A 12,930-nucleotide genomic window follows, 5' to 3' on the forward strand; every position below is an offset into this window, starting at 1 on the left:
CGTTAATCCGCGGTCATAATATTTCCTATGCCTACAAAAGACATCGTCATCAGCAATAAGTTGGGTTTGCATGCGCGGGCCGCTGCCAAGCTGACGCAATTGGCCAGCAAATTTTCAAGCGAGGTCTTCATTTCTCGTGGCGCGCAACGCGTGAACGCCAAGAGCATCATGGGCGTCATGATGTTGGCGGCCGGGTTGGGTGTGACGGTCAAACTGGACGCTTCCGGCAACGATGCCGAGCAAGCACTTTCCGAAATCGAAACTCTGTTCGACAGCAAATTCGGTGAGCAGGAATAGAACAACCCCTGAATCCGTCAGCCTGGGCGTCGCCGAGGCTGGCCGGTCTACGACTCTGAACAATGCCCACGACGGGGCTGGCGGCGCCAGCCCCGTCGTTTGCCTTTACGGCAAGGGCGTCGCGAAGGGATATGCCATCGGCCGCGCGGTCGTCATGGGCGCTGCGGCGCTGGAAGTGGCGCACTACCGGATTGCCCCCGAGGACGTGGCCGCGGAAAGCGCCCGTCTGACGGAAGCCCTGGCATCAGCGCAGCACGAACTTCGGCAGTTGGCGGACACGCTGCCCGCCGACGCGCCGCGCGAGCTGGGCGCCATGCTGAACGTGCACAGCCTGCTGCTGGGTGATCCCTTGCTGGCTGAGCAAACGCTGGGCCTGATTGCCGAACGCCACTACAACGCCGAATGGGCGCTGACCACGCAAGGCCAGATGCTGGGCCAGCAGTTCGACGCCATGGAAGACGAGTACCTGCGCGAGCGCGGAGCTGACGTCCGCCAGGTGATAGAACGGGTGTTGCATGTGCTGTCCGGCACGTCGGTGATCTTGCCCGATATGTCGCACATGGGCGGTGACGACGCGCTGGTGGTCGTGGCGCATGATATTTCCCCAGCGGACATGCTGCGCTTGCGCGGTGGCCGCTTCGCCGCCTTCGTAACAGATCTGGGCGGTCCCACGTCCCACACCGCCATCGTGGCGCGCAGCATGGGTGTGCCCGCCGTGGTAGCCATGGGCAATGTGCGTGAACTGGTGCGCGACGGCGACATGCTCATCATCGACGGCGCGGCCGGCGCGGTGGTGGTTAATCCCTCTGATCGGATTCTTCAGGAATACCGCCGCCGTCAGGCCGCCTACGCCGATGAACGCGCTGAACTCGGCTTGCTGCGCGACGAACCTTCCGTCACGCTTGATGGCATCGATATCGTGCTGCACGCCAACATCGAACTGCCCGAGGAAGCCGCCTTGGCGCTGGCTTCCGGCGCGCACGGCATTGGTTTGTTCCGCAGTGAATTCCTGTTCATGGGCCGGCCCGACCTGCCTGGCGAAGAAGAGCAGTACGAAGCCTATTCCTCGGTGGTCAAGGTCATGGCGGGCAGGCCCGTCACGATCCGAACGCTGGATATCGGGTCGGACAAGACGCTGGACGGCGAAGCTACCGTCGCCACCAATCCTGCGTTGGGGCAGCGCGCCATCCGCTACTGCCTGGCGCGTCCTGAAATGTTCGCCACGCAGTTGCGCGCCATTTTGCGGGCGTCGGCACATGGCCCGGTCCGCCTGCTGATCCCCATGATTGCGCACATGCACGAAGTGGTGGCGACCAAGGCCGCCATCGAGTCTGCCCGCCGCGAACTGGACGCGCGCGGTCAGGCCTATGCGCCGCACATGGAGGTGGGCGCCATGGTGGAAGTGCCCGCCATCGCGATCGCGATCGAGCCGTTTGCGCAGGCGCTGGATTTCCTGTCCATCGGCACCAACGACCTGATCCAGTACACGCTGGCCATCGATCGTGGCGACCACGACGTGGCGTCGCTGTACGATCCGCTGCACCCCGCTGTATTGCGGTTGGTGGCCAACACCATCAACGCGGGCGAGCGCGCCGGCAAGCCGGTGGCCGTCTGCGGCGAAATGGCGGGCGATTCGCGCATGACCCGGTTGCTGCTGGGTCTGGGGCTGACTGAATTTTCCATGCATCCGCAGCAACTGCTGGACGTGAAGCGCGAGGTGCGCCGCGCGCACTCGAACGCTTTGCGGATCAAGGTGGCTACGGCGCTCAACCGCGCCTTGCCTGTCGACCTGGATGCGCTAGGCCCGACATGACCCCAGCCTGAACCGCCATACGCTGAACGCCCCGAGATGGGGCGTTTTTCTTGCTGTCGATACGTGCAATGAAAAACGGCACCGGGGTTAAGCCCCGGTGCCGTTTTTCTGCAAGGCCCGCCGCAAGTGCAGCGGGCCTGCCATACCGCTTTAGCTGTGATACGCCGATTCGCCGTGGCTGGTGACGTCCAGGCCTTCGCGCTCCTGGTCTTCCGGCACACGCAGGCCGCACAGGGCGTTGGCGATCTTGTAGGCAATCCACGCCACCACACCGGACCAGACAACGGTCAGCAGCACGCCTTCCAGCTGGACCCACAGTTGGTGGGCGATCATGCCGGGTTCAGCCAAGCCAGGTCCGCCGAGGATCTGGGCGTTGAACACGCCGGTCAGCAGGGCGCCTACGATACCGCCCACGCCGTGCACACCGAACACATCCAGCGCGTCATCGGCACGCAACAGGCGCTTCAGACCATTCACGCCCCAGACGCAGACCACGCCAGCGACAACACCGATGATCAGTGCTCCCACCGGGCCAACCAGACCGGCTGCGGGGGTGATGCCCACCAGGCCGGCGATTGCGCCAGACGCAGCGCCCAGCATCGAGGGCTTGCCCTTGACGGCCCATTCCGTGAACAGCCAGGCCAGGACGGCGCCTGCGGTGGCGATCATGGTGTTGAAGAAGGCCAGGGTGGCGTTCTCGTTGGCGGCCAGGGCCGAACCCGCGTTGAAACCGAACCAGCCCACCCACAGCAGGGCGGCGCCCACGAAGGTCATCGGCAGGTTGTGCGGCTGCATCGCTTCGCGGCCGTAGCCGACGCGCTTGCCAACCACATAGGCGCCCACCAGGCCGGCTACGCCTGCGTTGATGTGCACGACGGTGCCGCCGGCGAAGTCCAGCGCACCCGCGGCGTTAAGCAGGCCCGGTGCCGTTTCGGAGGCGAACCACACCATGTGGGCGATTGGCACGTAGGCGAACGTGAACCAGATCACCGTGAACACCAGCACCGCCGAGAAGCGGGCGCGTTCAGCAAAGCTGCCCACGATCAGCGCGCAGGTGATGCCGGCGAACGTGGCCTGGAACGAGGCGAACAGCAGCTCGGTCAGGGAGTTCGACATGGCGTACGAGCCATCAGCCGGGTTGAACATGCCAGAGAAGAAGGCGCGCGACAGGCCGCCGAAGAAGGCGTTGCCCTCGGTGAAGGCAAGCGAATAACCGTAGATGAACCAGAGAACCAGGCCCAGCACGAACGTGCACAGCACTTGCAGCAACACAGACAGCACGTTCTTGCTGCGTACCAGGCCGCCATAGAACATCGCCAGACCGGGTACGGCCATCATCAATACGAGTAGGGTAGAGACGAGCAACCAGGAGATATCTGCTTTATCCATTTTCAGGCTCCAATGAGTCTTTATTTATTTATTTACAGCGCAGCTTCGCCAGCTTCACCCGTGCGGATACGGATAACTTGTTCCAGGGGCGCGGCGAAGATCTTGCCGTCGCCGATCTTGCCGGTACGAGCGGCTTGCTCGATCGCTTCGATGACCTGATCGACAAGGTGGTCGGGCACGGCGGCTTCGACGCGTAGCTTGGGCAGAAAGTCGACGGCATATTCCGCGCCGCGATACAGCTCGGTATGGCCCTTTTGACGGCCAAAACCCTTTACTTCGGTAACAGTCAGGCCCTGGACGCCGATCCCGGATAGAGCCACCCGCACTTCGTCGAGCTTGAAGGGCTTGATGATGGCGATGATGAGTTTCATGGCATTTCCTCTCATGGTTGCACGTTGGCTACAGCTACTAAGCAATATCCATGCCATGTTTTTTGATGCCCGGGGTACGGGTGGCAGGCGCAGGAGTTGTGCCTGTTTGCACCAATACGGGGCGTCGTGCACCACGATGCGGCCTCAATGTGGTGCGTAACGTGGGGATCCGGGTGTATGCAACAAAATATGTTTCAGGCTTGGTATTTGTAGCCAGTTAATGCTGCACCGGTTGCTGTTTGTATTGCGTTTTGCATTCCCCTGGCTGTCTGCGTGACAAGCGGCGATGTGGCGCGCAGCCTTGCGGGCCGGGCGCTGCAAGAGTGCGACGGCTCGTAAAACGGGGGCCGATGCGTGATCTCGGACGATCAAAATAACGGTTTTGCGTGATACCAGGGTTTACACGCATCAGCTTGTTGCGAAGCATCACCTGACGAAGAATCAACAAAAGGCAGTCGTCTGGCTGGTTCGCGAAGTCGGCAGGCCAGATGGGTTGCGCGTAACGATGTTGGTAGGGGGTTGCCGCCATGGCAGCCCGGTTTTCTCCTGTGCTTTGATGGGCGGTCACCGCATGCGGCCCGCCCTTTTTTTTGCTGGGCGCTGGGCTGCCTGCCTGCGACGGGTCGCCAAAGCACTACACTTGAGCCATCAAGAACACGAGAGGCCGCTATGAATAACCGCACCCAATGGATGGAAGACATCCAGAAGAATATTTCCGACCTGATCGCCCGTAGCCCGGCGGCTGATGTGGAACGCAATGTGCGCGCGATGATGACGCAGGCGTTCTCCAAGCTGGATCTGGTCACGCGCGAGGAATTCGACGTCCAAGCCGATTTGCTGGCCCGTACGCGGGCGCGCGTGGATCAACTGGCCGCCCAGGTGCAGCAGATGGAGTCGCGCTTGTCCGCCCTGGATAAGTGATCTGTCGCTAGCCGGCTTGCTGGCTCCAGACAAAACGACCGCCCCGTGCGGTCGTTTTGCGTTGGCCGGCACGGGTCTGGATAAGGGACATCAATGTCCCGGTCGGCCGCGGCCCGCGCGCGAAATTGCCGATACTGGCGGTCTTGTATTCACGGAGACTGTCTTGACGCTTGCCGTACTTGCCAGCCGCGCGCTTAGCGGCATGCATGCGCATGCCGTCCGGGTCGAGACCCATTTGGGCCCGGGGCTGCCCAGCTTCAACGTCGTGGGGCTTGCCGACACGGAAGTGCGCGAAAGCCGCGAACGCGTGCGCGCTGCGATTTTGAACAGCGGATTCGATTTTCCGTCGGGCCGGATCACGGTGAATTTATCGCCAGCCGACATCCCGAAGGAATCGGGGCGTTTTGATCTGCCCATCGCGTTGGGCTTGTTGTTGGCATCTGGCCAACTGGCCGCGCCTGTGGGGGGTGACGATGTAGCGGGCAAGCCGCCTGTGTCAGATCCGTCGCTGGCGGATCTGGTGTTTGCGGGCGAGCTGTCCCTGACAGGCGCTTTGGTGCCGGTTGCCGCGCCTTTGGTCATTGCGCTGAGCGTCGCCCGCGATGCCCCTGGCGCCACGCTGATTTTGCCGACGGGCAGTGCCGAAGAAGCTGCCTGGGTGCCGGACTTGCGTGTCTTGTCGGCACGCAGCCTGGCGGACGTTGCCGCGCATGCCTCGGGCGCGCACTTGCTGCCCGACGCCATCCCAAAAGCGTGGCCGCAAGCGCCTCCCGGGCCATGCCTGTCCGATGTGCGAGGGCAGGCTGGCGCCAGGCGGGCCTTGGAAGTGGCTGCGGCGGGCGGACACAGTCTGCTGATGGTCGGCCCGCCCGGCGCGGGTAAAAGCATGCTGGCGGCGCGTCTGCCAGGGTTGCTGCCGCCACTGGACCGGTCTCAGGCGCTGGAGGCGGCGGCCGTTGCCACCTTGGCGGGCATGCCGCAAACATTGATGGGCCAGCCGCCGTTTCGCTCGCCGCACCATTCCGCGTCGGTTGCCGCGTTGGTAGGAGGGGGAAGCCGGCCGCGACCCGGCGAGATCAGTCTGGCGCACAATGGCGTGCTGTTCTTGGACGAATTACCCGAGTACAGTCGGCGTACCCTGGAGGCACTGCGCGAGCCGTTGGAAGCGGGCAGGGTGGTTATCGCCCGAGCGTTGCACGCCGCACAGTTTCCGGCGCGCTTTCAACTGATCGCTGCGATGAACCCCTGCCCATGCGGATGGCGCGGGCATCCCGTGCGGGCCTGTGTATGCAGCCCCGACCAAGTTGCGCGCTATGTGGGCAAGATATCGGGGCCGCTACTGGACCGAATCGACCTGCACATGTCGCTGCCGCCTTCCGATCCGGAGTCCATGGCGGGGCCGGCGGGCGAGGCCTCCCGCCATGTCCTGGAGCGGGTGAGGCGGTGCCGTCAGCGCCAGCATGACCGGCAGGGCAAGCTGAATGCCGCGTTGAGCGGCGCGGAGCTTGATCAGTACTGCGTGATGCAGGCAGACGCCCAAACGCTGCTTTTCCAGGCCATGCGCCGCCTGTCCGGGTCTGGTCGAGCCCTGCACCGGGCGTTGCGGGTTGCTCGCACAATCGCCGATCTTGATGGGGCGGACGAGCTGGGCGCCGGTCACGTCGCGCAGGCGGTTCAATACCGCCGGCCGGGTTTGTAGGGTTGCTGGGAAGCCGGCTGAGCATCCGCTCCGGGTTTTTCCGCATTCCGGCTCGACAACAACCCGGAAATCACCATATAATCAAAGGCTTTCCCGGGTCTGGGCTCCTTATTTGCCAAGTTCCTGGGGAGAGATCCTGAAAGAAATTCCAGGGAACTGGTTTCCGGAAAGAAGTTTCCGGGAAGCGGTTTTCAGGAAAACGGTTTCAGGAAAGCGGTGGCGCTTCAAGTCAGGCGTTGCCGGTAGCAATACCCTAGCACTACCCCAGCAATACCCCAGCAACACCCCCAAGAAGTGGCAACAGGTTTACAAGTCTTGCCGTTGTGTCGGTACCAGCCCTCGGGCTGCCAGCCACCAGCGCCCAAGCACCTCGCGTCATGTCAAATCAACAACGAGTTTAAGTTTAGGGAATCATCATGCCCAAGATGAAAACCAAGAAAAGCGCTTCCAAGCGCTTTAAGGTTCGCGGCAGCGGCTCCATCAAGCGCGGTCAGGCGTTCAAGCGCCACATTCTGACCAAGAAGACCACGAAGGCCAAGCGTCAATTGCGCGGCTCGACGGCCGTTCATGAATCCAACGTGGCCTCCGTCAAGGCCATGATGCCTTTCGCTTGATAAGGGAGTCTTAATATGCCTCGCGTCAAACGCGGCGTAACTGCCCGCGCACGTCACAAAAAAGTCATTGCCGCCGCCAAGGGTTACCGTGGCCGCCGCGGTAATGTGTTCCGTATTGCCAAGCAAGCAGTCATGCGCGCTGGCCAATACGCCTACCGCGACCGTCGTAACAAGAAGCGCACGTTCCGTGCTCTGTGGATCACGCGTATCAACGCTGCTGTCCGCGAACATGGCGTCAGCTACAGCGTGTTCATCGCTGGTCTGAAGAAGGCTTCGATCGAACTCGACCGTAAGGTCCTGGCTGATCTGGCCGTGCGCGACAAGGCCGGCTTTGCCGCCATCGTGCAGCAAGCCAAGGCTGCCTTGGCTGCCTGATCGCGCGCTTTAACTCATCGCGCATCGCTGCAAACGGGGCTGTAATAGCCCCGTTTGCGTTTTGAAGGCTGGATTTCATGACTCTATTGGTTGACGACCTGGTCTCCCAGGCGCAAGAACGGTTCGCCGCGGCTACGGATGCCGCCGCGCTTGAGAACGCAAAGGCTCGATTCCTGGGTAAGGAAGGCGCACTGACGGTGCTGCTCAAAGGCCTGGGCAAACTCGATCCCGAGCAGAAGCGCGAGATGGGCGCCCGGATCAATCAGGCTAAGCAACAAGTCGAAGAGCTCTTGAATTCGCGCCGCGCCGCATTGGCGCAGGCGGAACTGGACGCCCGACTGGCCTCTGAAACCATTGACGTCACCCTGCCGGGCCGCGGTCGCGCGCCTGGAGGCATCCATCCGGTGATCCGGACCTGGGAACGTGTGGAAGCCATCTTCCGTTCCATTGGCTTTGACGTGGCCGACGGCCCCGAAGTGGAAAACGACTGGACCAATTTCACCGCCTTGAACAACCCGCTGGACCATCCGGCGCGTTCCATGCAGGACACGTTCTACGTCGACATGAACGACGCCGACGGCCTGCCGCTGCTGCTGCGCACGCACACCAGCCCCATGCAGGTGCGTTACGCCCGCATGCACAAGCCGCCCATCAAGGTGATTGCACCTGGGCGCACCTATCGCGTCGACAGCGACGCCACGCATTCGCCCATGTTCCACCAGGTGGAAGGGCTCTGGATCGCCGAGGACATCTCGTTTGCCGATCTGAAAGGCGTGTACACCGATTTCCTGCGTTGCTTCTTTGAAAGCGATGATCTCGTCGTGCGTTTCCGTCCGTCGTTCTTCCCGTTCACGGAACCGTCTGCCGAAATCGACATGATGTTCACCTCGGGTCCCAACCGTGGCCGCTGGCTGGAAATTTCCGGCTCGGGCCAGGTGCACCCCGAAGTGGTGCGCAATTTCGGCCTTGATCCCGAGCGTTACATCGGCTTTGCCTTTGGTTCCGGACTTGAGCGCCTGACGATGTTGCGCTACGGCGTCAACGACCTGCGCCAGTTCTACGAAGGCGATTTGCGCTTCTTGCGCCAGTTCAACGAATAACAGACGGCTGATCATGCAATTTCCCGAATCCTGGCTGCGTACGCTGGTCAACCCTCCGATCGCAACCGATGAACTCGCGCACCGGCTCACCATGGCCGGCCTGGAAGTCGAAGACACCGCGCCCGCCGCGCCGCCCTTTACCGGTGTGGTCGTGGGCCACATCGTCGAGATCGCGCCGCATCCCGACGCCGACAAGCTGCGCGTCTGCCAAGTGGATGATGGCTCCGGCGAACGCCTGCAAATCGTGTGCGGCGCGCCGAATGCGGCCGCTGGCCTGAAGGTGCCGCTGGCTCGCGTGGGCGCGGAACTGCCCGGCGGCATGAAGATCGGCGTCGCGAAAATGCGTGGCGTGCAATCGTCGGGCATGTTGTGCTCGGCCCGCGAACTGGGCTTGTCGCAAGACCACGCCGGCCTGTTGGAACTGCCCGCCGATATGGTGCCCGGCCAGTCCATCCGCGAAGCGCTCGACCTGGACGACACGCTCTTCACGCTCAAGCTCACGCCCAACCGCGCCGACTGTCTGTCAATCCTTGGCGTGGCGCGTGAAGTGGCCGCGCTGACGGGTGCGCCGCTGTCCGTGCCCACGGCCGTTGCCGTGCCCGTGCAGCTTGACGAGCGTCTGCCCGTCAAGATTGAAGCCCCTGATCTGTGCGGCCGTTTCGCCGGCCGCGTGATCCGCGGCGTGAACGCCCGTGCCGCAACGCCCGACTGGATGAAGTCGCGTCTTGAGCGCGCTGGCCAACGTTCGCTGTCGGCCTTGGTCGACATCTCGAACTACGTGATGCTTGAGCTGGGCCGTCCGTCGCACGTGTTCGATCTGGACAAGATCGGCGGCGACATCTCCGTGCGCTGGGCGCGCGAAGGTGAAACGCTGGAACTGTTGAACGGCCAGACCGTCACGCTGGATCCGAAGGTGGGCGTCGTCGTCGCTGGCGATCAGGTGGAAAGCCTGGCCGGCATCATGGGCGGCGAAGCCACGTCGGTCACGCTCGACACGCAGAACATCTATCTGGAAGCCGCGTTCTGGTGGCCGCAAGCCATTGCTGGCCGCGCACGCCGCTACAAGTTCAGCTCGGAAGCCAGCCATCGCTTCGAGCGCGGCGTGGACTACGCCAGCATCCCCGAGCACATTGAATTCATCACGCGTCTGATCGTTGATATCTGCGGCGGCCAGGTTGGCCCCTTGGACGATCAAATCGTGAACCTGCCGGCGCGTCCGCCCGTGCGCATGCGCCTGGCGCGTTGCCATCGCGTGCTGGGCGTGCCCGTCACGCAGGAACAGGTCGCGAAGATCTTCGCCAGCCTGGGCCTGGAATTCACGGTTGAAGGCGATGACTTCATCGTCAGCCCGCCGTCGTACCGCTTTGATCTTGAGATCGAGGAAGACCTGATCGAGGAAGTGGCTCGCATCTACGGCTTCGAGAGCATTCCCGATGTGCCACCGATGGCGCGCGCCAAGATGTTCTCGCAGCCTGAAGTGCATCGTGGCGCGCATGCGCTGCGCCGCCTGACCGCCGCCCAGGACTACCAGGAAGTCGTCAACTACAGCTTCGTCGAAGCCGATTGGGAACGCGACTACGCTGGCAACGACACGCCGGTGCGCCTGGTGAACCCGATTGCCAGCCATTTGTCGGTCATGCGTTCAAGCCTGATTGGTGGTCTGGTTGCCAACATCCGTCATAACGCCAACCGCAAGCAGTCGCGGGTTCGTGTGTTCGAACTGGGCCGCGTCTTCATGCGCGACGCCAGTGCGCAAGATGGTCCCCTGGAAGTTGCGGGCGTACGTCAGCCAATGCGTCTGTCGGGCGCTGCCTGGGGCCCGGCCGTTGAAGAGCAGTGGGGCATCGCCACGCGTCAGGTCGATTTCTTTGACGTGAAGATGGATGTCGAGGCGCTGTTCGGCGCGCGCGGCCGCCGCCTGCGTTTCGAAGCCGCCGCCCATCCGGCACTGCATCCGGGCCGCAGCGCCCGCATCGAACTGGACGGCAAGCAAGTGGGCTGGATCGGCGAATTGCATCCGCGTTGGGCGCAACAAGCCGACCTGGCGCATGCTCCCGTCGTGTTTGAGCTTGACGTGGACGCGCTGTCTGAAGGCGAGCTGCCCCAAGTGCGCGAGCTATCGCGTCAGCCGGTGGTGGTACGCGATCTGGCGCTGTGGGTGGACGCCGCGGTGTCGACGCAATCGATGCTGGACACCGTGTTCGCCGCGGTCAAGGCCGATGCGCAACTGGCTGTTGTGCAAGACGCGCGTGTGTTTGACGTGTGGCGCGAGAAGGCCCAGGGCGCCGAGCCCGTCACGGAGAAAAGCCTTGCTTTCCGTTTCTGGCTACAGGACACTGAGGTCACCCTGGACGAAGCTCGTGTGGCGGATTGCCTGTCCCGCATCAAGGATGCATTGGTCAGTGCCCACGGCGCGCGCCAGCGTACATGAACCATGGGGAACAGTATGCTTGCTGCCGAGCCACGCACCCTGACCAAGGCTGAGCTGGCCGAACTGCTCTTCGAGCGGGTCGGCTTGAACAAGCGCGAAGCCAAGGACATTGTCGATACCTTCTTCGAAGAAATCCGCGACGCGCTGGCGCGCGGAGATTCCGTCAAGCTCTCGGGTTTCGGCAATTTCCAGGTGCGTGACAAACCACCGCGCCCGGGCCGCAATCCCAAGACCGGCGAGACCATTCCCATCGCCGCACGCCGCGTGGTCACGTTCCACGCGAGTCAAAAACTCAAGAGCGTGGTGGAGCAGGCCACCCCTGCTGCACCCGACGCCGCGGAGTGATACGCTTTGTCGGTAATTGTTATCGGCACCCGGCTTACTCGCGGCATAAAATTCGCTTATGACACGTACTGAATCCACCGTTACGCTACCGCCCATCCCCGCCAAGCGTTACTTCACCATTGGTGAAGTCAGCGAGCTGTGTGGCGTAAAGCCTCACGTCTTGCGGTACTGGGAGCAGGAATTCACCCAGCTCAAGCCGGTCAAGCGGCGCGGCAACCGCCGCTACTATCAGCATCACGAAGTGCTGCTGATCCGCCGCATCCGTTCCTTGCTGTATGAACAAGGCTTCACGATCAGCGGCGCACGCAATCGCTTGGGCGACGCGCGCGATATGCCGCACGATCAAGACGCAGCGGTGCGTTTGTCTGGCGCCGAAATGCAAGGCTTGCGCAACGAACTCGCCAACGTCTCGACGATGTTGGCGGATGCTTTGGGCCTGCCTGCAAATGCAGCCAGCAGCGCCAATACGGCAAGCAGCAGCAACGTTGGCACCGCGGTCTGAGCGCTGCGCGTATCGATCGCTTCATCGTCGTCAACGATCTTCCGACAACACGCAATATCCGCAACGCGCGAAGCTGATCCAGCAACGTGCGTTGCAAGTCGTAGTGCCTTTGCGCGTCATGCGCCGTCTTGTATGTAGCTGATGCAAGCGACGATCATGAGGCGCAAATTTTTTTGAGTATTCAGCACTTTTTTTGCACCAATCCGTGCAAACAATTTTTTGTTCTGCTATACTCTTTTTCTTTCGGGGCGTAGCGCAGCCTGGTAGCGCACTTGCATGGGGTGCAAGGGGTCGCGAGTTCGAATCCCGCCGTCCCGACCAGCAATACCCTAAGGGGGTTAGTGATGAAAATCACTAACCCCCTTTCTCATTGTGCGATGTTCTGGGGGCTTTGCTCTATTGTTGATGGCGCAATACCGTCGACGCAGGCGTTTGATCATTGGCGCGTCGAGCATTTGCGCGGCAACATAACCGGAGATCAAGAATGCGGAAGCTAATTGCAGTCGCGCTCGCTTTTTCTGCTTTGATTGGTTTCGCTCAAGCGCAGAACACGGATTCATCGCCGATGGATCATTCCAAGATGGACCATGCGGCTCACATGAAAGGGAAGGCTGACGCGCAACGTCAGACAGAGGTTTCCCAACGAGGCAAAGAGGTTATGCCCTTCAGCTTGTCGGCCACGACCCATATCTTCACCAAGAGTGCGGACGGTGGAGTTCAACGTGTGGTGGTGAAGGACGCGTCAGACGCCGACCAAGTCGAGCAGATTCGGCGGCATTTGCGGGAAATCCAGGCGCAGTTCTTGAAAGGAGACTTCTCGGGTCCGAGCCACATCCATGGCCAAGACATGCCAGGCTTGGCTGAGCTAAAGAAAGCCAGCCCTGGGCAACTCGAGATTGCCTACCAAGACGTCAAAGGCGGAGCGCAACTGACGTACAAAGCGAACGATGCGCATCTGGTAGGTGCGTTGCATAAGTGGTTTGATGCCCAGCTTTCTGATCATGGCAACGATGCTGTTGAAGCGCTTGATCCTCATTGACTGATAGCCTTTCCGGCGTCTTGCCTGCCGGAGC

General features: G+C 62.0%; 13 protein-coding genes and 1 tRNA gene. 12 read left to right on the forward strand and 2 right to left on the reverse strand.

Annotation, left to right across the window (positions count from 1 at the left end):
* Positions 1-27 precede the first annotated feature (27 nt).
* Both WBR68_RS09015 and ptsP read left to right on the forward strand, forming a co-directional pair.
* A complete protein-coding gene (locus WBR68_RS09015; RefSeq protein WP_050448595.1) occupies positions 28-297 on the forward strand; it encodes an HPr family phosphocarrier protein in 270 nt (89 codons plus the stop codon).
* Positions 284-2,110: a phosphoenolpyruvate--protein phosphotransferase gene (gene ptsP, locus WBR68_RS09020; RefSeq protein WP_342490494.1), complete on the forward strand. Its 1,827-nt coding sequence runs from the start codon at positions 284-286 to the stop codon at positions 2,108-2,110. The genes WBR68_RS09015 and ptsP overlap by 14 nt, the downstream gene beginning before the upstream one ends.
* A gap of 150 nt (positions 2,111-2,260) precedes the next feature.
* Here ptsP and amt read toward each other — a convergent pair whose 3' ends face one another.
* Together amt and WBR68_RS09030 are read right to left on the reverse strand one after the other, a co-directional pair.
* Positions 2,261-3,499: an ammonium transporter gene (amt, locus tag WBR68_RS09025; RefSeq protein WP_050448593.1), complete on the reverse strand. Its 1,239-nt coding sequence runs from the start codon at positions 3,497-3,499 to the stop codon at positions 2,261-2,263.
* A 32-nt stretch (positions 3,500-3,531) separates the two neighbouring features.
* Positions 3,532-3,870, reverse strand: a complete 339-nt coding sequence (locus tag WBR68_RS09030) for a P-II family nitrogen regulator (RefSeq protein ID WP_006218735.1) — start codon at positions 3,868-3,870, stop codon at positions 3,532-3,534.
* A gap of 669 nt (positions 3,871-4,539) precedes the next feature.
* Between WBR68_RS09030 and WBR68_RS09035 the strand changes: the two genes are divergently transcribed.
* From WBR68_RS09035 to WBR68_RS09080, 10 genes are all read left to right on the forward strand, one after another.
* Positions 4,540-4,791, forward strand: coding sequence for an accessory factor UbiK family protein (locus WBR68_RS09035; RefSeq protein WP_006218738.1), 252 nt, complete (start codon positions 4,540-4,542; stop codon positions 4,789-4,791).
* 163 nt (positions 4,792-4,954) lie between these two features.
* On the forward strand, positions 4,955-6,490 hold the full coding sequence (locus WBR68_RS09040) for a YifB family Mg chelatase-like AAA ATPase (protein ID WP_127184122.1): 1,536 nt from the start codon (positions 4,955-4,957) through the stop codon (positions 6,488-6,490).
* Positions 6,491-6,906: 416 nt separating this feature from the next.
* Positions 6,907-7,104: a 50S ribosomal protein L35 gene (rpmI, locus tag WBR68_RS09045; RefSeq protein ID WP_006218740.1), complete on the forward strand. Its 198-nt coding sequence runs from the start codon at positions 6,907-6,909 to the stop codon at positions 7,102-7,104.
* Between the two features lie 15 nt (positions 7,105-7,119).
* On the forward strand, positions 7,120-7,479 hold the full coding sequence (rplT, locus tag WBR68_RS09050) for a 50S ribosomal protein L20 (RefSeq protein WP_006218741.1): 360 nt from the start codon (positions 7,120-7,122) through the stop codon (positions 7,477-7,479).
* Between the two features lie 77 nt (positions 7,480-7,556).
* Entirely contained in the window at positions 7,557-8,579 is a 1,023-nt protein-coding gene (gene pheS / locus WBR68_RS09055; RefSeq protein WP_006218742.1) for a phenylalanine--tRNA ligase subunit alpha, read from the forward strand.
* Positions 8,580-8,592: 13 nt separating this feature from the next.
* Positions 8,593-11,010: a phenylalanine--tRNA ligase subunit beta gene (gene pheT, locus WBR68_RS09060; protein WP_230694001.1), complete on the forward strand. Its 2,418-nt coding sequence runs from the start codon at positions 8,593-8,595 to the stop codon at positions 11,008-11,010.
* A gap of 3 nt (positions 11,011-11,013) precedes the next feature.
* Positions 11,014-11,355 carry an integration host factor subunit alpha gene (locus WBR68_RS09065; protein ID WP_006218744.1) on the forward strand — a complete coding sequence of 114 codons (342 nt, stop codon included), beginning with the start codon at positions 11,014-11,016 and terminating at the stop codon, positions 11,353-11,355.
* Positions 11,356-11,413: 58 nt separating this feature from the next.
* Complete coding sequence (locus WBR68_RS09070) at positions 11,414-11,857, forward strand: MerR family transcriptional regulator (RefSeq protein ID WP_050448590.1); 444 nt, start codon at positions 11,414-11,416, stop codon at positions 11,855-11,857.
* A gap of 244 nt (positions 11,858-12,101) precedes the next feature.
* Positions 12,102-12,178 (forward strand) — tRNA-Pro (locus WBR68_RS09075).
* 163 nt (positions 12,179-12,341) lie between these two features.
* The gene (locus tag WBR68_RS09080) at positions 12,342-12,896 is read left to right on the forward strand and encodes an aspartate carbamoyltransferase (RefSeq protein WP_230694002.1); all 555 of its coding nucleotides are present in this window, start codon (positions 12,342-12,344) and stop codon (positions 12,894-12,896) included.
* The last annotated feature ends 34 nt before the right edge of the window (positions 12,897-12,930 follow it).

The organism is Achromobacter sp. JD-1 (assembly GCF_038594925.1).
GTDB classification, from domain to species: Bacteria; Pseudomonadota; Gammaproteobacteria; order Burkholderiales; family Burkholderiaceae_B; genus Achromobacter; species Achromobacter spanius_C.